The organism is Pseudomonas sp. MM211, assembly GCF_020386635.1.
Classification (GTDB): Bacteria; Pseudomonadota; Gammaproteobacteria; order Pseudomonadales; family Pseudomonadaceae; genus Aquipseudomonas.
In genome coordinates this window covers 1844835-1867523 of the sequence record NZ_CP081942.1, presented here as the reverse complement: position 1 = coordinate 1867523, position 22689 = coordinate 1844835, and the positions used below count along the sequence as shown (strand labels likewise).

Sequence of the window (22689 nt, the reverse complement as noted above, 5' to 3'; positions counted from 1 at the left end):
CCTGCCTCTCTCGCCTAATCGAAGGGGTAGTGTTGGCCCCAGCGCTCGAAGACCGGACGCAACGCGTCGTGCTCAACGAGTTCGGCCATACGCTGGTCATACAGCTTCGCCAGTGCGCGGCCGCGCTGGGTATCGGCAAAGCCGATGTACAGCGGCAAACGAATCAGGTCGGTGACCCGGTACTTCGACGGGTCGGAAGCACCCGCAAGCACCTCCTGAACCTCGGGCTGGGCATCGATGTAGTAGTCGGCATGATCGTAGGCAAGCATCGGCAAGATGCCGCCACGGCGCAGCAGTTCGTTGTAGTGTTTGAGGCCAGGAATGTAGCGCTGGTACTCGTAACCGCGCATCCACACCAGACGCGAAGCGGAGAGCGCTTTCTGATCCGGCAGGGGCTTGCTGGCCAGGCTCAGGGCGCTGATCAAATCCGAGTCGTAGTGCCAAGTCGGGTACACCACACCGCCGCTGACCTCGTTCTGGTAGGACGCCACCCAGGCATCCGCCTCACCACGCTGCACAAGGCCGACTGAACGGGTGTAGGGCACGATCTGCATGTCCAGCTTGACCCCTGCGGGCTCGAATACCAGGCGCAGGATGTCCCAGGACAGGCCCGTGCCGTCAGCATTGATGCGATCCACCCAAACATCGCTGGCCATGCGGATGTTCGCGGGCACCTCGCTGCTCGCCTGGGCGCAGACGCTCAACGACAACAGTAAAGCCAGCCAGAAACCGTGAATCATCGCACCTCCAGGGTTAGGCGAAACCCAGGCTGGTCGCAAGGCCGTTGCCCCAGCCCCACACCAGCAACTGCATGGCCAGCCAGGCGAAAACACCCGCCAACACATCATCAAGCATGATGCCGAAGCCGCCGTGAACGTGCCGGTCAATCCAGCGAATGGGCCACGGTTTGAGGATGTCGAAAAAGCGGAACATCAGAAAGCCCACCAACACCCAGCCCCAGCCTTCCGGCACCAGCCACAGGGTGATCCACATACCGACCATTTCGTCCCAGACGATGCCCTCGTGGTCGTGTACACGCAGATCTTCGGCCACCTTGCCGCACAGCCAGACACCGAACAGCATGGTGACGCCCAGCATCAACCAGTACCCCCAGTCCGGCAACATCTGCCACAGCGGGATGAACGGCACCGCGACCATCGAGCCCCAGGTGCCAGGCGCTTTCGGCAGAGTACCTGAGCCGAAGCCAAAGGCGAGGAAATGCCAAGGGTTGCGCCACACTGAGGGCGGCACGAATTCGGCGGGGACTTGTTTGGGATGATCAGTCACGTTGCGATCCGAAATGTTGGTAGCCGCTTTTCAGCGGCTGGATGGCTCGGCCTTCGGCGTCCTGCACATGTACGCCCTGCCCGGCCTCGACCCGACCGATCACGTGTACAGGCTGCCCCATGGCGCGCAGCCCGTCCAGCCTCTCGGCAGGCAGAGTAAAGGCAAGCACGTAGTCATCGCCACCACCAAGCGCCAGCTGGCGTGCAGTTTCGTCGCCCGCGCAGGCACGCAGAGCGGTGGACAACGGCACGCGCTGCTGCTCGACGAGCAACGCCACACTGGATGCTCTGGCGATATGCCCGCAGTCGGCGAGCAGGCCGTCAGAGATATCCAGCGCCGCCGTGGCCAGACCTCGCAAGGCCTGGCCGAGCGCCAATTGCGGCAGCGGCGACCAGTAGTGCGCCAGCAACTGCGCGCTGCCCTCCTGCTCTTCACGCTCGCCCAGCACAAAGGGCAAAGCCCCCGCCGCATCGCCAAGCGGGCCGCCAACACACAGCAGGTCGCCAGCGCGCGCACCGGCGCGGGTCAGCGCCTGGCCTTTGGGCACACGGCCGAATACCGTCAGGGTCAGGCTCAAGGGCCCGCGCGTGGTATCGCCACCGACCAAGCACATGCCGCACTGGCTCGCCATGCTTTCCAGCCCGGCCGTGAAGTCGGCCAGCCAGTCAGGGGAAACATCAGGAAGGGTCAGCGCCAGGGTAAAGGCTAGAGGCGTCGCGCCCATGGCGGCCAGGTCACTGGCGGAGACGGCCAACGCGCGCTGGCCCAGTAAGCGCCCAGCAGCATCAGCAGGAAAATGCACGCCAGCGACCAGGGTGTCGGTGGACACCGCCAGTTGTTCACCGGCGGGCACTTCCAGCAGGGCGCAGTCGTCGCCAATCCCCAGCACCACACCATCGGCCGCCCGCGCGCAGGCGGCAGCAGCGAAGTAATGACGGATCAGCTCGAACTCGCCCAACACACTCAGCGCTTGCTGTTGAAGTCGCGGACTTCGTCGGCACGCAGCTTCGGCGCCAGCTTGTCCAGCACGCCATTGACGAACTTGTGCCCGTCGGTGGCACCAAAGATCTTGGCCAGCTCGATGCCTTCGTTGATCACCACGCGGTACGGCACGTCGATGCGGTTACGCAGCTCGTAGGTGGACAGACGCAGGATGGACAGCTCGACCGGGTCGATCTCGGCCAACGGACGATCGAGCAAGGGCTCGAACGCGCTGTCGATCTCGGTCTTCTGACGCGGCACGCCATGCAGAATTTCGTGGAAGTAGGCTCCGTCGACCGCACTGAAGTCGTTGTCGACGCGGAACTGGGCCTCGATCTCGTTGAGCGCCTGCCCGGCGATATGCCAGGAGTACAGTGCCTGCATGGCCAGCGTACGCGCCTGACGGCGGGCAAGTACCTTGGCGCTTGGGCCCTTTTTGACTGGCTTGCTGTCGTTCTGGCTCACTTGGCCTCCAACTGTGCCAGCAGGCTGACCATTTCCAGAGCAGACAAGGCAGCTTCAGCGCCCTTGTTGCCGGCCTTGGTGCCGGAACGCTCGATGGCTTGCTCGATGGAGTCGACAGTCAGCACGCCGAAAGCGACTGGTACGCCAAACTCCATGGATACCTGGGCCAGGCCCTTGGTGCACTCGCCTGCCACGTATTCGAAGTGCGGCGTGCCGCCACGGATCACTGCGCCGAGGGCGATGATCGCGTTGTACTCGCCGCGCTGGGCGACTTTCTGGGCAACCAGCGGAATTTCGAAGGCACCTGGCGCACGGATGATGGTGATGTCGCTTTCGCTCACGCCATGGCGTACCAGGGCGTCGACGGCGCCGCTGACCAGGCTTTCGACCACGAAGCTGTTGAAGCGGCCGACCACCAGGGCGAAGCGACCCTCGGGAGCGATGAAATTACCTTCGATAGTCTTGAGTGTCATAGCGAGTTCTCGAGCTGTCTTTTAAAGAGCCAGGGCCTGCCGTGGCAGGCCCTGAAAATAGTGTCGGTGGGCTAAAGGTAGCTCACCGCGATAGTCACCCGTTATTTCGGGGGCAGGTATTCTACAACTTCCAGATCGAAACCGGATATCGCATTGAACTTCATCGGCGCACTCATCAGGCGCATCTTGCGCACACCGAGGTCACGCAGAATCTGCGAACCAGCACCGACCGTGCTGTAGGTACTCGGCGTCTTGCTGGTAGCACCATCCGCTTCACGGATATGCGCCAGCACTTCGTCGCCGTCCAGCGAATGGCCGAGCAGCAGCACCACGCCGCTACCGGCATTGGCCACTTCGGTCATCGCCGCGCGCAGGCTCCAGCGGCCAGGCTGGCGCACCATCAGCAGGTCGCGCATCGGATCCATGTTGTGTACGCGCACCAGGGTCGGCTCTTCCGGGCAGATGGTGCCCAGGGTCAACGCCATGTGCACGTCGCCTTCCACCGAATCGCGATAGGTGACCAGATGGAACTGGCCGACTTCACTATCCAGCGGCTGCTCGGTCACGCGGGTAACGGTGCGCTCGTGCAGCATTCGGTAGTGAATCAGGTCGGCGATGGTGCCAATCTTGATGCCATGCTGTTCGGCGAACACTTCCAGCTCTGGGCGACGAGCCATGGTGCCGTCGTCGTTCATGATCTCGCAGATCACCCCACTCGGCTCAAAGCCACCCATGCGCGCCAGGTCGCAGGCTGCTTCGGTGTGGCCGGCACGCGCCAGCACGCCACCGGGCTGGGCCATCAGCGGAAAGATATGGCCGGGGCTGACGATATCTTCGGCAACCGCGTTCTTCGCAGCAGCAGCCTGCACGGTGCGGGCACGGTCAGCGGCGGAGATGCCGGTGGTGACGCCCTCTGCGGCTTCGATGGAGACGGTGAACTTGGTGCCAAAGCCGGAACCGTTGCGCGGCGCCATAAGCGGCAGCTTGAGGGTTTCGCAGCGCTCACGGGTCATCGGCATGCAGATCAGGCCACGGGCGAAGCGTGCCATGAAGTTGATGTGCTCGGCGGTCACGCATTCCGAGGCGATGATCAAGTCGCCTTCGTTCTCGCGGTCTTCGTCATCCATGAGGATGACCATCTTGCCGGCACGAATGTCTTCGACCAGCTCTTCGATACTGTTGAGTGCCATGGTGGCGGTGTCCTTAATTCTTCAGGTAGCCGTGTTCGGCGAGAAAACCTTCGGTGAGCCCGGCACTGCTGGGCTCGGCGGCCTTGTCACCGAGCAGCAGGCGCTCCAGGTAACGGGCCAGCAGGTCGACCTCGAGATTGACCCGGCGCCCGGGGCGGTAGTCGGCCATGATGGTTTCGGCCAAGGTGTGCGGCACGATGGTCAGTTCGAACTCGGCACCATCCACGGCATTCACCGTGAGGCTGGTACCGTCGACGGTAATCGAACCCTTGTGGGCGATGTACTTGGCCAACTCGCGCGGGGCCCGCACCTTGAACTGGATGGCGCGGGCGTTCTCCTCACGGGAAATGATCTCGCCGACGCCATCGACATGACCGCTAACCAGATGGCCACCCAGGCGAGTGGTAGGCGTCAGGGCCTTTTCCAGATTGACCGGGCTACCGGTCTTGAGATCGATAAAGGCAGTACGCGCCAGGGTTTCGCGGCTGACATCGGCCCAAAAGCCGTCGCCTGGCAATTCGACCGCGGTCAGGCACACACCATTGACCGCGATGCTATCGCCCAGAGCCACATCAGCCAGGTCGAGCTTGGCGGTCTTGACGTAGACACGCACATCGCCGCCCTTGGGGGTGATGGCGGCAATGCTGCCGATGGATGCGATGATTCCAGTGAACATTAAGTGCTCCTCGTCAGACCGGCAGTTCTTTGAGCTTGCGCAGCGTATCGGCACAAGTACGCGCCGCTTCGGCACCCTTGACCAGGAAATGCTCGCGGAAGAACGTCTGGTGCTCTTCGCCGGCATGGAAATGGTGGGGCGTAAGCACTGCAGAGAACACCGGTACGTCGGTTTCCAGCTGCACCTGCATCAGGCCCTCGATCACCGCCTGGGCGACAAACTCGTGACGGTAGATGCCGCCATCGACCACCAGCCCGGCAGCGACGATGCCAGCATAGCGGCCGCTCTTGGCCAGACGCTTGGCATGCAGGGGAATTTCGAAGGCGCCGCCGACTTCGAAGCAGTCGATCTCGCCAGCGGCATAGCCCTGGCGCTGCATTTCTTCGATAAAGGCATTGCGGGACTGATCGACGATTTCGCGGTGCCAGCAGGCCTGCACGAAGGCGACCCGGCGTACTTGAGAAGTAATGGACATGTTCAACTCCTGTTTATGGCTAAAACAGGGCAGCTTTGATCGATAGGGACAGTACAGACATGCGGCAGCCACAAGGGCGCCCAGCCAGGCAATCCCGCTCTCTCTTCATCCGGACTATACCGTCGGCTCCGGAATCACACCGGATCTGCTTGTCCCCGGGCGGCTGGTGGCCGTACCGGGCGCTCGCGGGCTAGGAGCATTGCGCGCCATTACCGCCGGTGGGGAATTACACCCCGCCCTGAGAACGTTTTGGCCGCGCTGTGCGGCCGACAGCTTTTTACCATAGTTGCAGCTGCGGTGCACGGCGGGCGTGCGCCAGCGGCGTCTTCAGGAGGCGGGGTCGGGCACGGCGATGATTCGCCAATCGTCACCCACTGCACGCATGTCGACGATCTTCAACGGCTTGGCCTCGGCCATCCGCGCCAGGGGCAGATCGAGCAGCGGCCTGGCACTGGAGCCAAGGAACTTGGGGGCGACGAACAACTGGTATTCATCGACCAGTCCCAGCCGGGCGAAAGCGCCAGCCAGTTTCGGCCCAGCCTCAACCAACACCTCGTTGGCCCCCCGACTAGCAAGCTCGAGCAGCAGCTTGCGCAGATCGACATGGCCGTTGTTGCCCGGTATCGCCAGTAGTTCGTGACCCTCATCGAGGTAGCGATCCCGCGAGGCTGCCGCCGCGCAAGTCGCCACCAACGCTGAACCAGCCTGGAAGAACGGCGCACTCAGCGGAACACGCAAACGCCCATCGACCAGCACGCGCAGCGGCGGGCGCGCCTGAGCCAGCGCCGTGAGTTCGGCGCCCAGGCCCAGCTCGTCGGGTCTTACCGTCAAGCGCGCTCCATCGGCCAGCAGCGTGTCAGCACCACTCAGCACAACACTCGAGCGCGCCCGCAGTCGTTGCACCGCAGCACGAGCGGCCGGCCCGGTGATCCATTGGCTTTCGCCGCTGGCCATGGCCGTGCGCCCGTCCAGGCTCATGGCGAGCTTGACGCGCACCAGCGGCAGGCCCTTTTCCATTCGCTTGACGAAGCCGGCATTCAGCGCCCGCGCCTCACTTTCCAACACACCGCCTTGCACCGAGATGCCGGCATTCATCAGCCTCAACAGCCCCCTGCCGGCCACCTGCGGGTTGGGATCCTGCATGGCCGCTACCACCCTGGCGACGCCTGCCTCGACCAGAGCATCCGCGCAGGGCGGTGTGCGCCCATGGTGGCTGCACGGCTCGAGGGTAACGTAGGCGGTGGCGCCGCGCGCTTTGTCGCCGGCCTGACGCAAGGCGTACACCTCGGCATGGGGCTCGCCGGCCTTGGCGTGCCAGCCTTCGCCAACGATCTTGCCGTCGCGCACGATCACGCAACCGACACGGGGATTGGGGTGAGTGGAATACAGCCCCTTGCGCGCCAACTCGATCGCGCGGGCCATGAATGCCTGATCGTTGGTGCTCATCTCAGTCCTGATTGGGCTCGCGGGAAAGACGGTCGATTTCCTCACGGAATTCATTGAGATCCTGGAAGCGGCGATACACCGAAGCGAAGCGGATATAGGCCACTTCGTCGAGTTTCTGCAGCTCGGTCATCACCAGCTCGCCAAGCACCAGCGACTTGATCTCGCGCTCGCCAGTGGCCCGTAGTCGATGTTTGATATGGGCGATGGCCGCCTCCAGCCGCTCGATGCTCACCGGGCGTTTTTCCAGCGCACGCTGCATGCCGGCGCGCAGCTTGTCTTCGTCGAAGGGCTGGCGGCTGCCGTCCTGCTTGATCAGGCGTGGCATCACCAGCTCGGCGGTCTCGAAGGTGGTGAAACGCTCACCACAGGCCAGGCATTCTCGGCGGCGACGCACCTGATCGCCCTCGGCGACCAGACGCGAATCGATGACCTTGGTGTCGTTGGCAGAGCAGAAGGGGCAGTGCATGGTTGGGAAAGCCAGGCGGGAAAGCCAGCATGGTAGCGCATCCACCCGACCCGGTGCCAAGCGCCGCAGGGCCACTTTCCTTTGCATTCACCGGTGGCTATGGGGAGAATCCAGGCATTGCCCGCCTGCCAGGATCCCTCCATGCCATTGCGCCCGCTCGCCCTGCTCAGTCTCGCCGCCTTGCTCGTCGCTTGCGCCGGCGAAACACCACCACCTGCCGCCCCACCCGCAGCGCCTGCGCCCCAACAGGAACCTGCTGCGACGCCGACGCATCTGCGCGAAATAACCGGCACGTTACTCGACGTGCCAGCAGGCGCCGATGTGGAACTGGCACTCATGACCATCAATGAACGCGGTCTGCCTCACAAGCTGCTGGGTAACATCCTGCTGCGTGGAACCGGTGCACCGTTGCCGTTCCGCCTGCAGTTCAACCCCGAGAACTTCGATCAGGGCATCCGCGTAGAGCTGCGCGGCCGCGTTCATCAGTCGGGCAAGCTGGTGTTGCACATGCCTAGCCAGTTGATCCGTGAGCCGCAGAGCCAAACACTCGGCGAAGTGCGCGTAACGCCTGCGCTGTGACACCACCGCACCACCTGCAGGCGGCCCTCGGCGAACTGCTCGGCGATGCCCGCGTGAGCGCGACCACCCTGCCGGGTACCGACCTGCGCCTGTGGTTGATCGACCCGGCGAACATGGATCGCTGCTTCAGCCCTGAAGAAACTCGACGCATTCTCGAGGAGCCACCTTACTGGTGCTTCTGCTGGGCCAGTGGCCTGGTACTGGTGGACTGGCTGGCCCAGCACCCGGAATGGGTACGCGGCAAACGGGTGCTGGATGTCGGTAGCGGCTCAGGCGTGGCAGCCATCGCTGCCGTGCGGGCAGGCGCGGCGCAGGTGGTGGCCTGCGACCTGGATCCGCTGGCGCTAGCGGCCTGCCAGGCCAATGCCGAACTCAATGGCGTGCAGCTGGAATACTCGAGTGATCTGTTCGCCGAACGGTGTGACTACGACCTGGCGATCGTCGCCGACGTGCTCTACGACCGCGCCAACCTGCCCCTGCTCGACCGCGTTCTCGAACATGCCCGCCAGGTGTTGGTTGCTGACTCTCGAGTGCGGGACTTCAGTCATCCGGCCTATCGACGCATCGGCGGCCTGGAGGGTTGTACCTGGCCGGATCTGGCAGAGCCGGAAACCTTCCGCCACGTCAGCCTCTATCATGCCGAAGGTGGCCCCTTGTAGCCGCGCACCTGCGCCCGCATTTATAGTCATACCCATTTTCGCCCGGACAGAGACCGACCATGAGCGACACCCCCTATATCTTCGAGATCAACGGCGCCGCCCAGTTTGAGCAACTGGTCATCGAGAACTCCTTCACCAAGCCTGTGCTGGTGGACTTCTGGGCCGAATGGTGCGCGCCCTGCAAGGCGCTGATGCCGTTGCTGGAGCAGATCACCGTGGGCTATCAGGGTGAATTGCTACTGGCCAAGGTCAACTGCGATATCGAGCAGGAAATCGTCGCCCGTTTCGGCATCCGCAGTTTGCCGACCGTGGTGCTGTTCAAGAATGGTCAACCGGTCGACGGTTTCCAGGGCGCGCAACCCGAATCGGCGATCCGCGCCCTGCTGCAGCCCCATGTCGCCGAGCCTGCTGCGCCTGAGGCCGACCTGCTGGAAGTAGCCCAGCAAGCCTTCGCCGATGGCCGCATCGGCGAGGCCGAAGCCCTGCTCAAGCAGAAACTCGGCGAGGACAACAGCAACGCTGCCGCGCTGATTCTGTATGCCCGCTGCCTGGCCGAGCGTGGCGAACTGGGCGAGGCGCAGCAGGTACTCGATGCGGTAAAGGGTGATGAACACAAACAGGCCCTGGCTGGTGCACGCGCGCAACTGACCTTCCTGCGCGAAGCGGCCGAACTGCCGGATGCCGCCACCCTGAAGAGTCGCCTGGCGCAGAATGCAGAAGACGACGAGGCCACTCTACAACTGGCCATCCAGCAGCTCGCCCGTCAGCAATACGAGCCGGCTCTGGAGGCCCTGCTGAAACTCTTCGTGCGCAACCGCAACTACGCCGACGGCCTGCCCCACAAGACCCTGCTGCAAGTGTTCGACCTGCTCGGCAACGACCACCCGCTGGTGACCACCTACCGCCGCCGGGTGTATCAGGCCCTCTATTAATTCCGAGAACCTGTCCCGTAGGAGCTCGCTTGCCGGAGATGCAATGTTGATGTCGACATCGCTATCGCCGGCAAGCCGGCTCCTACAAAGACTTGCTGGTTACGACTGTTCTACCCAGCAATAAACCGGCGCATCCGGGCCGGTTTCCATGCGTACCTGCTCGCAATGACGCAGGCGCACCAACAAGCGCTTGCCCGCCACCTCACCGCCAGCCAGAGCAGCCAGTTGCGCCAACAACTGCGGCCCCTCGACACGCCCGGCGCGGCGCAACAGCTCGAGTACCGTTTGCCATTGGCCGTCCTGATCAGGCTGAACCGTCTGAGGTGTCGCCGCGGCCGTGCTCTGCGCAGCCACCGGTACAGCTGCCGTCAGTTGCGCCCAGTCCTGTGGATCGAGTTCCACCGTCAAATCCACCGGCCAGTCGCCGATCCGTCCACGAATACGCACCATCACCACCTCCAAACTATCCGGATGCCATGCTCCCACAGGCAGGCAAACCAAGCATCCCCTCTATCTCCGCCCATAAATTTGTTATAACGTATCAATACCTTCAACGCATCGGAGCCTTTTCATGCGCCGCCTATTGCTCGCCCTGCCCTTCGCCCTGCTTCCTCTGGCCGCTGTTCACGCACAGAACCATGACCACGATCACGACCATGAACACGGTAGCCTCGGCAAACATGAGCACGGTGTCGCCACGCTGAACGTCGCGCTCGAGGGCAACACCCTGGAGATCGAACTGGAGAGCCCGGCCATGAACATCGTCGGCTTCGAGCATGCCGCAACCAGCGAGGCCGACAAGAAAACCGTCGCCGCCGCCCGCGCTCTGCTGGAAAAGCCACTCGCGCTGTTCAGCCTGCCCGCTGCAGCCGGTTGCAGCCTCACCGAGCATGAACTGCAAAGCCCGCTGTTCGGTAACGCTGAAGCCGACCACGACCACGACCACGACCACGATGAACATGCTGACGGCGACGAGCATCACCACGAGCACAGCGATATCGATGCCGACTACAGCTTTACCTGCAAACAGCCGGGCGCTCTGAAGACGCTCGACCTGTCGGCCTTCTACAAGCAGTTCCCGGCGACCCAGAAGATCAACGTGCAACTGATCGGCCCAAGCGGCCAGCAGGGTGTCGAGTCGACGCCGGCCAATGCACAACTGACGTTCTGATCGGCTTGGCGGATGCCTCCAGCAGGAGGCATCCGCATTCGCACACGTCCTGCAACACCCCTCGGGTCAGCATTTCGCGCCCATGACTGGCACACTTGCCCCTTTCATCTCCAGCGCCAGCAGTCCCCATGACCTCAGCACTGATCGAACTCACCGACCTCGGTTTCTCCTGGCCCGGCCAGGACGAGCTTCTGGATATCCCGAATTTTCACCTGCAGCGCGGCGAAACCCTGTTTCTCAAGGGCCCCAGCGGCAGTGGCAAGACCACCCTGCTCGGCCTGCTCGGCGGCGTGCAGAAGCCTGGCCGAGGCAACATTCGCCTGCTCGGCGAGGATCTCGCCGCCCTCTCGGCAGCGCGCCGGGATCGCTTCCGTGTCGACCACACCGGCTACATCTTTCAGCAATTCAACCTGCTGCCCTTTCTCAGCGTTCGCGCCAACGTCGAACTGCCCTGCCGCTTCTCCAGCCTTCGTGCACAACGTGCAACGCAGCGCTATGGCAGCGTGGATCAGGCGGCGGCGAAACTGTTGGAGCACCTGGGCCTGCGCCCAGAGTTGCTCGAACGGCGTGCGGACTCGCTTTCCATCGGCCAGCAACAGCGCGTAGCCGCGGCTCGCGCACTGATCGGCCAGCCGGAGCTGGTGATTGCCGACGAACCGACTTCGGCGCTGGACGCCGATGCGCGCCAGGCCTTCCTCGAACTACTGTTCGGCGAATGCCGAGATGTCGGCGCCAGCCTGCTGTTCGTCAGCCACGACCAGAGCCTGGCCCCGCTGTTCGACCGCAGCCTGTCGCTGGCCGAACTCAACCGCGCCAGCAAACCCCAGGAGGTCTGAGGTGTTCCTGTTACGACTCGCCTTGGCCAGTCTGGCCAACCGCCGCTTCACCGCTCTGCTCACGGTCTTCGCCATCGCCCTGTCGGTGTGTCTGCTGCTCGCCGTGGAGCGGGTGCGCACCGAAGCCCGCGCCAGCTTCGCCAATACCATCAGTGGTACCGACCTGATCGTCGGCGCCCGTTCCGGCAGCGTGAATCTGCTGCTGTACTCGGTGTTCCGTATCGGCAATGCCACCAACAACATCCGCTGGGACAGTTTCGAGAAGCTCGCCGCGCACCGCCAGGTCGACTGGGCCATCCCGATTTCTCTGGGCGACTCGCACCGAGGCTACCGGGTGATGGGCACCGACGCGGGTTATTTCGACCATTACCACTACGGGCGTGGACAGTCGCTGCAACTGGCTCAAGGCGAACGCTTCCACGACCTCTTCGAGGTGGTACTGGGCGCCGAAGTGGCCCAGGCCCTGAACTACAAGCTCGGCGACAAACTGGTGCTGTCCCATGGGGTCGCGACCATCAGCCTGCAGCAGCACGATGACAAGCCGTTCGTGGTCAGCGGCATCCTCGCCCGCACCGGCACGCCGGTGGATCGCACCCTGCATATTTCCTTGGAGGGCATGGAGGCGCTACACGTCGACTGGCAAAACGGCGTACCGGCCCGCGGCGCCGGCAAGATAAGCGCCGACCAGGCTCGGGAGATGAACCTGCAGCCCAAGGCCATCACCGCGGTGATGCTCGGCCTGAAGAGCAAGATCGCCACCTTCGCGGTTCAGCGCGAGGTCAACGAGTACCGCGGCGAACCGCTGCTGGCGATTCTCCCTGGCGTTGCGCTGCAGGAGTTGTGGAGCCTGATGGGCACGGCAGAAAAGGCGCTGTTCGTTGTGTCGTTGTTCGTGGTGCTGACGGGATTGATCGGCATGCTCACGGCCATCCTCACCAGCCTCAACGAACGGCGCCGGGAGATGGCCATCCTCCGTTCGGTGGGGGCGCGGCCGTGGCACGTCGCCAGCCTGCTGATCCTCGAAGCCTTCTCCCTGGCCGTGGCGGGCGTCGTCGCCGGTGTCGCCCTGCTGTACGGCGGCATCGCCAGCGCACAGGGTTATGTGCAGGCCAACTACGGGCTGTATCTGCCATTGAGTGCGCCGACACCCTATGAGTGGACGCTGCTCGGCGCTATTCTGGCGGCCGCTCTGCTGATGGGCTGCGTACCGGCCTGGCGGGCCTATCGGCAGTCGTTGGCAGATGGTCTGTCCATCCGCCTCTGAGAACCTACTCACGATCGGCTGCGCGTCGGCCCTGCGGCGTTGAAAACAAGCTCGGAAAGCTCATTTACATCAGTAAACTCCGCTTCCTCGCTTATTTTCGCCTTGCAGGGCTCTAGCTCGCACAATCGTGAATAGGTTCTGAATATTCGGAGCCGGCAGCGGCTCCGTTTTCAATCAAGAGGTAGTGTCATGTTCCGCGCTCTGCTCATCGCCCTTCTCATGACCCTGGCAGCTCCGCTGTGGGCTGCCAAACTGCGCACGCTGAACTGGCAGGAGCTGATTCCCGAGAACGCGCCGCCACAGATCGCCCAGATGACGCCGATGCATGACATGTCGCAGCTGGGCGACGCGCTTTCCGAAGGGGGCGCCGCCTCGCTGCAGCAGTTTCCGTCTGCGCCAGTGGTCAAGGAGATGGACGGCCAGCAGATCAAGATTCCGGGCTATATCGTGCCGCTGGACGTAACCGAGGAAGGTCGGGTTACCGAGTTCCTGCTGGTGCCCTACTTCGGCGCCTGCATCCACGTGCCGCCACCACCCTCCAACCAGATCATCCATGTCACCGCCGAACTGGGCGTGCTGCTTGATGCGCTGTACCAGCCGTTCTGGATCGAGGGCCCACTGAAGGTCGAGCACAGCAGCAGTGAGCTGGCCGAAGTCGGTTATCAGATGGCTGCGGACAAAATCTACCCATACGAGCTGCCGGCCAACTGACATCGTGGCAAAAAGTCGCACCCTGCCGTCCATGAGCATTGAGCTGAGTCAAAGGACGCTTCGCCAGGCGCCCTAACCTGACGTCATCCGAGATTATCGTATGACCCGTTAGGAGCTCACCATGTACAAGTCGCTGTTCTCTGCCTCTCTGATCGCCCTGGCGCTGGCTGCCTCTGCGGCGCAGGCGCACCAGGCCGGAGATATCCTCGTTCGCGCGGGCGCCATCACGGTCAACCCGAAAGCCGACAGCTCCACGGTCAAGGTCGACCGCGGCGGCCTTGCCGGTACCGACCTGAGCGGCAAGGCGACCATGAGCAGCGACACTCAGCTGGGCCTCAACTTCGCCTACATGCTCACTGACAACATCGGCATCGAACTGCTCGCCGCCACGCCGTTCGAACATGACGTGAAGATCAAGGGCACCGCGCTGGATGCCGCCAACGGCAAACTCGGCACCTTGAAACACCTGCCACCGACCCTGAGCGTCGTCTACTACCCGCTCGACTCGAAATCGGTGTTCCAGCCCTATGTCGGCGCCGGCATCAACTACACCTGGATCTATGACGAACACGTAGGCAGCCGCGCCAGCACAGCCGGCTTCGACAATTTCCGGGCGAAGAATTCCTGGGGCCTGGCCTGGCAGATCGGTGCCGACTACATGCTCACCGACAACCTGCTGATCAACGCCCAGGCGCGCTACATCGACATCGACACCACCGCCTACGTCGACCACCCCGGCCTCGGCGTACGCGCCAAGGTAGACGTCGACGTCGATCCGTTCGTGTACATGGTTGGCCTGGGCTACAAGTTCTAGGAACCTGCTTACGAGCGCAATGTGGCGGGAGCGGACATGGGGTGCTGCTGCTTTTGTGGGAGGGGCTTTAGCCCCGATTTGGTCTGTCTAGGTATAAAGAGCTCGCGGCTAAAGCCGCTCCCACGAGGTCGCTGAAAGTAAGCTTCTGCCTTGTAGCGGCCATTTGCCCAGGTCGAAAGTCCGTGCACAGCTGCCAAGCCCCCCTAAAACGCAGAAAGCCGGCAACGCCGGCTTTCTGCTTTCTGGTATCTGACGACTCAGCTATTGAGCAAAGCAGCCAACCCATCGCGCAGTGTGGTCTGCGCTGGCAACTGGTAGTGCTCGGACAAACGGCCATTGTCTGCACGGGAATGACGGATATCGCCCGCGCGTGAATCGAGGTGGGTAACCGCCGGCAGGCCGCCAAGCAATTCGCCGATCTGCGCCAACAGTTGTTTGAGGCTCACCGTCTCGTTCCAGCCAACATTTACCGCGCCCTGTGCCACCTGCTTGGCGTCCAGCGCCTGCTGCAGCAACTCGACCAGATCGGCGACATAGAAGAAATCGCGGGTCTGCTCGCCGTCACCGAACACACTGATCGGCAGGCCCTGCTGGGCACGCTGGGTGAAGATGCTGATCACCCCGGAATACGGCGAGGACGGATCCTGACGCGGGCCGAAGACGTTGAAGAAGCGGAAGATCGCCGGCTCCAGGCCATGCTGGCGCGCGTAGAACTCCAGATAATGCTCACTGGCCAGTTTGTCCGCCGCATAAGGGGTCAGCGGCGCCTTGGCGGTGTTTTCATCGATCGCCTGACCTTCCCCATTGTTGCCGTAGACCGCGGCGCTGGAGGCGAATACCACACGTCGTACACCGTGTTCGCGCATCGCTTCGCAGATGTTTAGGGTACCGATGAAATTGCTCTGGTGAGTGCTGACCGGATCGTCCACCGACGCCTGCACCGACGCCACGGCGGCGAGATGCACCACTGCGCCACAACCGGCCACGGCTCGACTAACGAGCCCTGCATCTGCCACGTCACCCTCGATAAAGGTCAACCGCGAATCATCCACCGGCAGATTGGCCAGCTTGCCCATGGACAGGTTGTCCAGCACACGCACACTGTGGCCGCGTGCCAGCAGGGCGTCGACCAGATTGGAGCCGATGAAGCCGGCGCCACCAGTTACGAGAATAGGTCGGTCAGACATGGCGATAATACTGCTCCAGCAAGCTCGGCAGGCCGGCACGCCAGGCGCGCGGCTTGACGCCGAAAGTGTGTAGGATTTTCTTGCACGACATCACGCCATGCTGCGGCTCTTCGGCAGCGTCGCCCCGTGCGGCGTGAGCCTGACCGGAGATGTCCTCAAGGAGGTTCTGACGAATGTGCCGCGCTTCGCTCAGGATCGCCTGGCCGAGCGCCAGCGACGTGGTCGCCTCGTGCCCACCATAGTGATAGGTGCCCCACAGCGGCGCGGCGCAGTCGAGCTGCTTGAGCACGGCAAGGATGACCCGCGCAGCATCGTCTACCGGAGTCGGATTGCCCCGCCGATCATCGGCCAGGAATAGCGCCTCTGCACGCTCGGCTCGCACCAGGAAACGCGCCAGCAACCCGTCCGGGCTGTCATCGAGCACCCAGCCGAAGCGTAGCAGCACATGCCGCGGGCACAGGGCGCGAACGCTCTGCTCCATGCGCGCCAGCACCTGCCCACGCAGGCCAAGGGGCTGCGCCTCATCCTTCTCGCTGTATGCGGTGGCGCGGGCGCCATCGAACACGCGATAGCTGGAAGGCTGCAGCAGACGAATATCATGGTGCTGACACAGCTCAGCCAGGCGCTCCACAGCACGTTCCTGAGCGACGAAGCGCTCCTCGCTGACCTGCGAGGCCTGAAACCAGTCGAAATAATAGGCGAGGTTGATCACCGCATCGGGGCGGGTATCGTCGACCAACTGAGTCAGGCTGGCGGCATCCCAACCCTGGGCCGGCGGGCGGGGTGCGAGGAAACCGATATCTTCTTCGGCTCCAAGGCGAATCAACGCCCGACCCAGCGTACTGCCACCACCCAGCAACAACAGGCGCATGCGCATAACGAAACTAGAGGCTCCACAATCAGGTTTGAGCGTGCACCGCGCAATGGCGCGCCAACCGCTAAATTCTCGGCAGATCCCGGACGGTTCAGCCCATGGCCTGCATTTTGCTGTTTTTACCCCGCGGCGTCATCAACCACGCACAACCTTGACGCCCATCGATGGATCGAGGACACCTGGTCACCCAATCGGCATCGCTGGCAACCCGAGCCAGATGCAGTGGTCATAGTGCCAAGCAAAGAGACAATGAAAGGACGAAAAATTTGAGAAAGCTGATGTTCCTGGCCTGCTGTGCGGTGCTCGCCTACGGCCTGTTCCGACCGGAGCCACCACCGGATCTGTTCGACGAATCGGACAAGTTCCTGCACCTGCTGGCCTTTGCCGGCCTGTCGTTGGTCAGCCGCATCGCCTTCCCAACCGTGCCGGGCTGGCTGCTGTGGAGCCTGCTCTACATCCAGGCGCCGCTGCTGGAATGGCTGCAGCACTACTTGCAGCCTAGTCGCGAATTCAGCCAGTTGGACGTTCTTGCCAACCTGTGCGGCATCAGCATCGCGCTGGTGTTATGGATCTGCCAGGGTCTGCTGCGTAAACGCTTCTTCAGCCCGGCCTGAACGCTGGCAGCAGGCTGAACGAAAAAGGCCCCGCATTGCGGGGCCTTTTGCTGTCACGGCTGACGATCAGAACGGGATATCGTCATCGAAGCTGTCGTAGTCCTGAGCGGGCTGCGGCTTCTGCTGCTGCGGAGCGGACTGACGCGGAGCCTGTTGCTGCGGCTCGCGCTGCGGTGCCGGGCGCGACTGACGCGGGGCGGAGTCGCCACCGCCCGCGTTGTCCGGGCGGCCGCCAAGCAGCTGCATGGTGCCCTGCATGTCGACGATGATTTCGGTGGTGTAACGCTTCACACCGTCCTTTTCCCACTCGCGGGTCTGCAGCTTGCCCTCGATGTAGACCTGAGAACCCTTGCGCAGATACTCACCGGCAATTTCCGCAACCTTGCCGAACAGCGAAACGCGGTGCCACTCGGTCTTTTCGACCTTCTGCCCAGTCTGCTTGTCCGTCCACTGCTCGCTGGTAGCCAGGCTCAGGTTGGTCACGGCGTTGCCGCTGGGCAGATAGCGCGTTTCCGGATCCTGTCCGCAGGTACCGACCAGAATAACTTTGTTAACCCCACGGGCCATAACGCTCTCCTACTTTCAGCACGTCACCGGCGCCGCTTCGATCAAGCGCTGCAGCGACGTGCGATCCAATTGTTGGGTATCCACTTTCACATAGATGGCAGCCTCTTCGGCCACCACTACGGCATCCGCCACTCCGGGCACTGCCTGAATTCGCTCGGCCAAGCCTGCTTCCTGCAACGCCACGATCGATAGCGGCAAACGCAGGCTGGTTACATACGGCGGTTCGCGCATAGTAACAGCAAAGGCAAGCCAAAGAAGCGTCAACAGCGCACAGCCGCCGAACACGCCGGCCAACCCGTAATGCTGATACAGCCAGCCGCCCATGATGCCGCCAAGGGCCGAGCCAAGGAACTGGCTGGTCGAATAAACGCCCATAGCAGTGCCTTTGCCGCCCGCTGGCGCCACCTTGCTGATCAGTGATGGCAGCGAAGCCTCCAGCAAGTTGAACGCGGTAAAAAACACCACGATGCCAAGCACCAGGTTGCGCAAGCCATGGCCGAACGCCCAGAAATACAGTTCACAGCAAAGCAGTACGATCACCGAGCCGATCAGCACGCGGCGCATCTGGCGCTTCTTCTCGCCGTAAATGATGAACGGCACCATCAGGAAAAAACCACCGAGCAGCGCGGTCAGGTAAACCCACCAGTGCTGCTCCTTGGGCAGGCCGCCCTGCTCCACCAGCGCCAAAGGCAGGGCGATGAAGCTGGCCATCAGGATGGCGTGCAATGCGAAGATGGCGAAGTCCAGCCGCAGCAGATCCGGATGCTTCAGGGTCGGCCACAACGCCTGCTTGGCGACCCCGGATTCACGGTGCTGCAGCGGCCCGGCGCTAGCGGGCACCATGCCGGCTACGATGATGATTCCCAGCAGCGCCATGGCGCCAGTGGCCAGGAACAGACCGGACAGCCCGAACGCGCGGGTCAGCAGCGGCCCGACCACCATGGCGATGGCGAAGGACAGGCCGATGCTCATGCCGATCATGGCCATGGCCTTGGTGCGGTGCTGTTCGCGGGTCAGATCGGACAGCAGGGCCATCACCGCCGCAGAGATCGCCCCGGCGCCCTGTAGCACGCGACCGGCGATCACCCCCCAGATGGAATCGGCATTGGCTGCCAGCAAACTGCCCGCAGCGAACACCACGAGGCCGAAGTAGATCACTGGGCGCCGGCCGATGCGATCGGACAGCACGCCAAAGGGGATCTGCAGAAAGGCCTGGGTCAGACCATAGGCGCCAATGGCCAAACCGATCAGGGCCGGGGTTGAACCGGCGAGCTCTTGCCCATAGGTAGCCAATACCGGCAGTACCATGAACATGCCCAGCATGCGAAATGCGAACACCAGTGCCAGCCCACCGGCTGCCCGAGTCTCCGCGCCACTCATGCGTTCGCTGTGCGAATCGCGCATCGTCGATAACCTGTTGAAACAAGCCGGCGATTCTACCAGTCGAAGCCCTATGGGCACAGCAGCGGCGCTTTGCCGCACGGCTGTCGCCCCCCGTATACTCGGCGGTTTATCCGCCCGCCACGCGAGGCTGTTTTGGACAAGATTCTGATCCGGGGTGCACGCACCCATAATCTCAAGAACATCGACCTGACCCTGCCACGTGACAAACTGATCGTGATCACCGGTCTGTCTGGCTCGGGCAAGTCGTCCCTGGCCTTCGACACCCTGTACGCCGAGGGCCAGCGCCGCTACGTCGAATCGCTATCGGCCTACGCCCGGCAATTCCTGTCGATGATGGAAAAGCCTGACGTCGACACCATCGAAGGCTTGTCGCCAGCCATTTCCATCGAGCAGAAGTCCACCTCGCATAACCCGCGCTCGACGGTCGGCACCATCACCGAGATCTACGATTACCTGCGCCTGCTCTACGCCCGCGCTGGCCAACCACGCTGCCCGGATCACGACCTGCCACTGGAAGCACAAACCGTCAGCCAGATGGTCGACCAGGTGCTCGCCCTGCCCGAAGGCAGCAAGCTGATGCTCTTGGCTCCGGTGATTCGCGAGCGCAAGGGCGAGCACCTCGCCGTGTTCGACGAACTACGCGCCCAGGGTTTCGTGCGCGTACGGGTCAACGGCAAGCTTTACGAACTCGACGAACTACCGAAGCTCGACAAGCAGAAGAAGCACAGCATCGATGCCGTGGTCGACCGCTTCAAAGCCCGCGGCGATCTGCAGCAGCGCCTGGCCGAATCCTTCGAGACGGCCCTCAAGCTGGCCGACGGGCTGGCGCTGATCGCGCCGATGGAGGGCGAAGAAGGTGAAGAAATCATCTTCTCCGCGCGCTTCGCCTGCCCGGTTTGCGGTCACTCGATCAGCGAGCTGGAACCCAAGTTGTTTTCCTTCAACAACCCGGCTGGGGCCTGCCCGACCTGCGACGGTCTGGGTGTGAAGCAGTTCTTCGATAACAAACGTCTGGTCAACGGTGAGCTCACCCTGGCCGAAGGCGCAATACGCGGGTGGGACAGACGTAACGTCTACTACTTCCAAATGCTCGGCTCCCTGGCCTCCCACTATGGCTTCAGCCTGGAGAAACCCTTCGCGGAGCTGGACAGCGATCACCAAAAAATCATTCTCAGCGGTAGCGGCTCACAGAACGTCGACTTCAAGTACCTCAACGACCGTGGCGACATCGTCAAACGCTCGCACCCGTTCGAAGGCATCGTGCCCAACCTCGAACGGCGCTATCGCGAGACCGAATCGACCAGCGTGCGCGAAGAGCTCGCCAAGTTCCTCAGCACCCAGCCCTGCCCTGACTGCCGCGGCACTCGCCTGCGCCGCGAGGCTCGCCACGTGTGGGTCGGTGAAAAGACCCTACCAGCGGTCACTGGAATGCCGATCAGTTCGGCCAGCGACTACTTCGGCAGCCTGACCCTGGAAGGTCGACGTGGTGAGATCGCCAGCAAGATTCTCAAGGAAATCTGCGAACGCCTGCAGTTCCTGGTCAACGTCGGCCTCGACTACCTGACCCTGGATCGCAGCGCCGATACCCTGTCCGGTGGCGAGGCGCAGCGTATCCGTCTGGCCAGCCAGATCGGCGCAGGCCTGGTGGGTGTCATGTACATCCTCGACGAGCCCTCCATCGGTCTGCACCAGCGCGATAACGAACGCCTGCTCGGCACCCTGCGCCACCTGCGCGATATCGGTAACACGGTGATCGTGGTCGAGCACGACGAGGACGCCATCCGCATGGCCGACTACGTGGTCGATATCGGCCCAGGCGCTGGCGTGCATGGCGGCCAGATCGTCGCCGAAGGTACCGCCGCCGAAGTCATGGCTCACCCGGACTCGCTGACCGGCATGTACCTGTCGGGTCGCAAGAAGATCGCCGTACCGGCCAAACGCACACCCCGTGATAAGAAGCTGTCGCTGAAAATCAAAGGCGCTCGCGGTAACAACCTGCAGAACGTCAACCTGGATATTCCCATCGGCCTGCTGACCTGCGTGACGGGCGTATCCGGTTCAGGCAAGTCGACGCTGATCAACAACACCCTGTTTCCGCTCAGCGCCACCGCCCTGAACGGCGCCACTACGCTGGAAGCAGCAACTCACGACAGCATCGACGGCTTGCAGCATCTGGACAAGGTCGTGGATATCGATCAGAGCCCGATCGGCCGTACGCCACGTTCAAACCCGGCCACTTACACCGGACTGTTCACGCCGATTCGTGAACTGTTCGCCGGCGTCCCCGAGTCACGCTCGCGGGGTTACGGCCCTGGGCGTTTTTCGTTCAACGTCAAGGGCGGGCGCTGCGAGGCTTGCCAGGGCGATGGTCTGATCAAGGTGGAGATGCACTTCCTACCGGATATCTACGTGCCCTGTGACGTGTGCAAGAGCAAGCGTTACAACCGCGAAACGCTGGAGATCAAGTACAAGGGCAAGAGCATCCACGAAGTGCTGGAGATGACCATCGAAGACGCCCGTGGCTTCTTCGATGCAGTGCCGGCGCTGGCGCGCAAGCTGCAGACACTGATGGACGTGGGCCTTTCGTACATCAAGCTCGGGCAATCGGCGACCACTCTTTCCGGGGGCGAGGCGCAGCGGGTCAAGCTGTCACGCGAGCTGTCCAAGCGTGATACCGGCAAGACCCTGTACATCCTCGACGAACCGACCACCGGCCTGCACTTCGCCGATATCCAGCAGTTGCTGGACGTGCTGCACCGCCTCCGCGATCACGGCAACACCGTCGTGGTGATCGAGCACAACCTCGACGTGATCAAGACCGCCGACTGGTTGGTGGATCTAGGTCCGGAGGGTGGCTCCAAAGGCGGCCAGATCATCGCCTGCGGTACGCCGGAAGAGGTTGCGGAAATGCCGCAATCACACACAGGGCACTTCCTCAAACCGCTGCTGGAGCGTGACAGGGCCTGATCACCCCCCACTAGCGAAAAAGCCCCGCATGTGCGGGGCTTTTTCTTGGCGGCGATTCACATCTGGCCTTGCAGATACTTTTCCAGGCCCAGCTTGCCGATCAGCTGCAGCTGAATCTCCAGCCAGTAGGCGTGATCCTCTTCGGTATCCTTGAGCTGCAGCAGCAGAATATCGCGGCTCTGGTAATCCTGATGGCGCTCGCACAGCTCGATGCCTTTGCTCAGCGCAGCACGCACCTGGTACTCCAGCGCCAGATCCAGCTTCAGCGCATCGGGCACGGTTTGGCCGAAGGTGAAGGCGTCGGGCACCATGTCCGGCACACCCTCGAGGAAGATGATGCGCTTGAGCAGCGCATCAGCGTGCTGCGTCTCTTCTTCCATCTCGTGATTGATGCGCTCGTAGAGCTTGCTGAAACCCCAGTCCTCGTAAAGCCGCGAGTGAATGAAGTACTGATCGCGCGCCGCCAGCTCACCCTTGAGCAGCACTTTCAGATAATCGATAACTTCAATATGGCCTTTCATGCCTAGGAATCCTTGCTGCACTCGGTGGAATGGATGAATGCTCCGCTCCACATACGCTACGGTCAAGTAAAAAGCACAACGCCTCCATTAAGGAGGCGCTGGCTGTATCGACTCGAAAGACCGGGCGGGC

At 62.7% G+C, this 22689-nt stretch carries 26 protein-coding genes and 1 riboswitch; of the genes, 10 read left to right on the top strand and 16 right to left on the bottom strand.

The features are described from left to right. Positions 1–14: 14 nt before the first annotated feature. The 10 genes from K5Q02_RS08460 to nrdR form a co-directional block, all read right to left on the bottom strand. Complete coding sequence (locus tag K5Q02_RS08460; RefSeq protein WP_225838238.1) at positions 15–740, bottom strand: ABC transporter substrate-binding protein; 726 nt, start codon at positions 738–740, stop codon at positions 15–17. A 13-nt stretch (positions 741–753) separates the two neighbouring features. After that, on the bottom strand, positions 754–1287 hold the full coding sequence (locus K5Q02_RS08455) for a phosphatidylglycerophosphatase A family protein (protein ID WP_225838237.1): 534 nt from the start codon (positions 1285–1287) through the stop codon (positions 754–756). Continuing rightward, the gene (thiL, locus tag K5Q02_RS08450) at positions 1280–2245 is read right to left on the bottom strand and encodes a thiamine-phosphate kinase (protein WP_225839622.1); all 966 of its coding nucleotides are present in this window, start codon (positions 2243–2245) and stop codon (positions 1280–1282) included. Before thiL ends, K5Q02_RS08455 begins: the two co-directional genes overlap by 8 nt. Before the next feature lie 5 nt (positions 2246–2250). Continuing rightward, positions 2251–2733: a transcription antitermination factor NusB gene (gene nusB, locus K5Q02_RS08445; RefSeq protein WP_225838235.1), complete on the bottom strand. Its 483-nt coding sequence runs from the start codon at positions 2731–2733 to the stop codon at positions 2251–2253. After that, on the bottom strand, positions 2730–3206 hold the full coding sequence (gene ribH / locus K5Q02_RS08440; RefSeq protein ID WP_225838233.1) for a 6,7-dimethyl-8-ribityllumazine synthase: 477 nt from the start codon (positions 3204–3206) through the stop codon (positions 2730–2732). Before ribH ends, nusB begins: the two co-directional genes overlap by 4 nt. 101 nt (positions 3207–3307) lie before the next feature. After that, positions 3308–4396: a bifunctional 3,4-dihydroxy-2-butanone-4-phosphate synthase/GTP cyclohydrolase II gene (gene ribBA, locus K5Q02_RS08435; RefSeq protein WP_225838232.1), complete on the bottom strand. Its 1089-nt coding sequence runs from the start codon at positions 4394–4396 to the stop codon at positions 3308–3310. A gap of 13 nt (positions 4397–4409) precedes the next feature. Continuing rightward, positions 4410–5072 carry a riboflavin synthase gene (locus tag K5Q02_RS08430; protein WP_225838230.1) on the bottom strand — a complete coding sequence of 221 codons (663 nt, stop codon included), beginning with the start codon at positions 5070–5072 and terminating at the stop codon, positions 4410–4412. Between the two features lie 13 nt (positions 5073–5085). Further along, complete coding sequence (locus tag K5Q02_RS08425) at positions 5086–5547, bottom strand: 6,7-dimethyl-8-ribityllumazine synthase (protein ID WP_225838228.1); 462 nt, start codon at positions 5545–5547, stop codon at positions 5086–5088. 92 nt (positions 5548–5639) lie between these two features. Further along, a riboswitch (FMN riboswitch) is annotated at positions 5640–5797 on the bottom strand. Between the two features lie 77 nt (positions 5798–5874). Beyond that, complete coding sequence (ribD, locus tag K5Q02_RS08420) at positions 5875–6993, bottom strand: bifunctional diaminohydroxyphosphoribosylaminopyrimidine deaminase/5-amino-6-(5-phosphoribosylamino)uracil reductase RibD (RefSeq protein ID WP_225838226.1); 1119 nt, start codon at positions 6991–6993, stop codon at positions 5875–5877. A 1-nt stretch (position 6994) separates the two neighbouring features. Then, on the bottom strand, positions 6995–7459 hold the full coding sequence (nrdR, locus tag K5Q02_RS08415) for a transcriptional regulator NrdR (RefSeq protein WP_042553289.1): 465 nt from the start codon (positions 7457–7459) through the stop codon (positions 6995–6997). Positions 7460–7600: 141 nt separating this feature from the next. Between nrdR and K5Q02_RS08410 the strand changes: the two genes are divergently transcribed. The 3 genes from K5Q02_RS08410 to trxA are packed head-to-tail and all read left to right on the top strand — an operon-like array spanning position 7601 to position 9629. After that, on the top strand, positions 7601–8038 hold the full coding sequence (locus K5Q02_RS08410) for a YbaY family lipoprotein (RefSeq protein WP_225838225.1): 438 nt from the start codon (positions 7601–7603) through the stop codon (positions 8036–8038). Then, positions 8035–8697: a class I SAM-dependent methyltransferase gene (locus tag K5Q02_RS08405; protein WP_225838223.1), complete on the top strand. Its 663-nt coding sequence runs from the start codon at positions 8035–8037 to the stop codon at positions 8695–8697. Before K5Q02_RS08410 ends, K5Q02_RS08405 begins: the two co-directional genes overlap by 4 nt. 59 nt (positions 8698–8756) lie before the next feature. Continuing rightward, positions 8757–9629 carry a thioredoxin gene (gene trxA, locus K5Q02_RS08400; protein ID WP_225838222.1) on the top strand — a complete coding sequence of 291 codons (873 nt, stop codon included), beginning with the start codon at positions 8757–8759 and terminating at the stop codon, positions 9627–9629. A gap of 99 nt (positions 9630–9728) precedes the next feature. Here the strand turns inward: trxA and K5Q02_RS08395 are convergent, their stop codons facing one another. Beyond that, the gene (locus K5Q02_RS08395; protein ID WP_225838220.1) at positions 9729–10079 is read right to left on the bottom strand and encodes a hypothetical protein; all 351 of its coding nucleotides are present in this window, start codon (positions 10077–10079) and stop codon (positions 9729–9731) included. 121 nt (positions 10080–10200) lie between these two features. On the opposite strand from K5Q02_RS08395, the gene K5Q02_RS08390 reads away from it, so the two are divergent. From K5Q02_RS08390 to K5Q02_RS08370, 5 genes are all read left to right on the top strand, one after another. Beyond that, on the top strand, positions 10201–10800 hold the full coding sequence (locus K5Q02_RS08390; RefSeq protein ID WP_225838219.1) for a DUF2796 domain-containing protein: 600 nt from the start codon (positions 10201–10203) through the stop codon (positions 10798–10800). 128 nt (positions 10801–10928) lie between these two features. Beyond that, entirely contained in the window at positions 10929–11636 is a 708-nt protein-coding gene (locus tag K5Q02_RS08385) for an ABC transporter ATP-binding protein (RefSeq protein WP_225838217.1), read from the top strand. 1 nt (position 11637) lies between these two features. Further along, a complete protein-coding gene (locus tag K5Q02_RS08380; protein ID WP_225838215.1) occupies positions 11638–12900 on the top strand; it encodes an ABC transporter permease in 1263 nt (420 codons plus the stop codon). Positions 12901–13089: 189 nt separating this feature from the next. Then, positions 13090–13611: a DUF3299 domain-containing protein gene (locus K5Q02_RS08375; protein WP_225838213.1), complete on the top strand. Its 522-nt coding sequence runs from the start codon at positions 13090–13092 to the stop codon at positions 13609–13611. Between the two features lie 121 nt (positions 13612–13732). Next, on the top strand, positions 13733–14425 hold the full coding sequence (locus K5Q02_RS08370; RefSeq protein WP_225838211.1) for an OmpW/AlkL family protein: 693 nt from the start codon (positions 13733–13735) through the stop codon (positions 14423–14425). A 257-nt stretch (positions 14426–14682) separates the two neighbouring features. On the opposite strand, the gene K5Q02_RS08365 is transcribed toward K5Q02_RS08370, so the two are convergent. Continuing rightward, complete coding sequence (locus K5Q02_RS08365) at positions 14683–15612, bottom strand: NAD-dependent epimerase/dehydratase family protein (RefSeq protein ID WP_225838210.1); 930 nt, start codon at positions 15610–15612, stop codon at positions 14683–14685. After that, positions 15605–16489: a sugar nucleotide-binding protein gene (locus K5Q02_RS08360; protein WP_225838208.1), complete on the bottom strand. Its 885-nt coding sequence runs from the start codon at positions 16487–16489 to the stop codon at positions 15605–15607. Before K5Q02_RS08360 ends, K5Q02_RS08365 begins: the two co-directional genes overlap by 8 nt. Before the next feature lie 263 nt (positions 16490–16752). Between K5Q02_RS08360 and K5Q02_RS08355 the strand changes: the two genes are divergently transcribed. Beyond that, positions 16753–17100: a VanZ family protein gene (locus K5Q02_RS08355; protein WP_225838206.1), complete on the top strand. Its 348-nt coding sequence runs from the start codon at positions 16753–16755 to the stop codon at positions 17098–17100. A gap of 66 nt (positions 17101–17166) precedes the next feature. Here K5Q02_RS08355 and K5Q02_RS08350 read toward each other — a convergent pair whose 3' ends face one another. Continuing rightward, positions 17167–17667 carry a single-stranded DNA-binding protein gene (locus K5Q02_RS08350; RefSeq protein WP_042553302.1) on the bottom strand — a complete coding sequence of 167 codons (501 nt, stop codon included), beginning with the start codon at positions 17665–17667 and terminating at the stop codon, positions 17167–17169. Between the two features lie 15 nt (positions 17668–17682). After that, positions 17683–19071 carry an MFS transporter gene (locus K5Q02_RS08345; protein ID WP_225838204.1) on the bottom strand — a complete coding sequence of 463 codons (1389 nt, stop codon included), beginning with the start codon at positions 19069–19071 and terminating at the stop codon, positions 17683–17685. 132 nt (positions 19072–19203) lie between these two features. Between K5Q02_RS08345 and uvrA the strand changes: the two genes are divergently transcribed. Next, complete coding sequence (gene uvrA / locus K5Q02_RS08340) at positions 19204–22038, top strand: excinuclease ABC subunit UvrA (RefSeq protein ID WP_225838202.1); 2835 nt, start codon at positions 19204–19206, stop codon at positions 22036–22038. Between the two features lie 56 nt (positions 22039–22094). On the opposite strand, the gene bfr is transcribed toward uvrA, so the two are convergent. Beyond that, on the bottom strand, positions 22095–22559 hold the full coding sequence (bfr, locus tag K5Q02_RS08335; protein WP_225838200.1) for a bacterioferritin: 465 nt from the start codon (positions 22557–22559) through the stop codon (positions 22095–22097). Positions 22560–22689 lie beyond the last annotated feature (130 nt).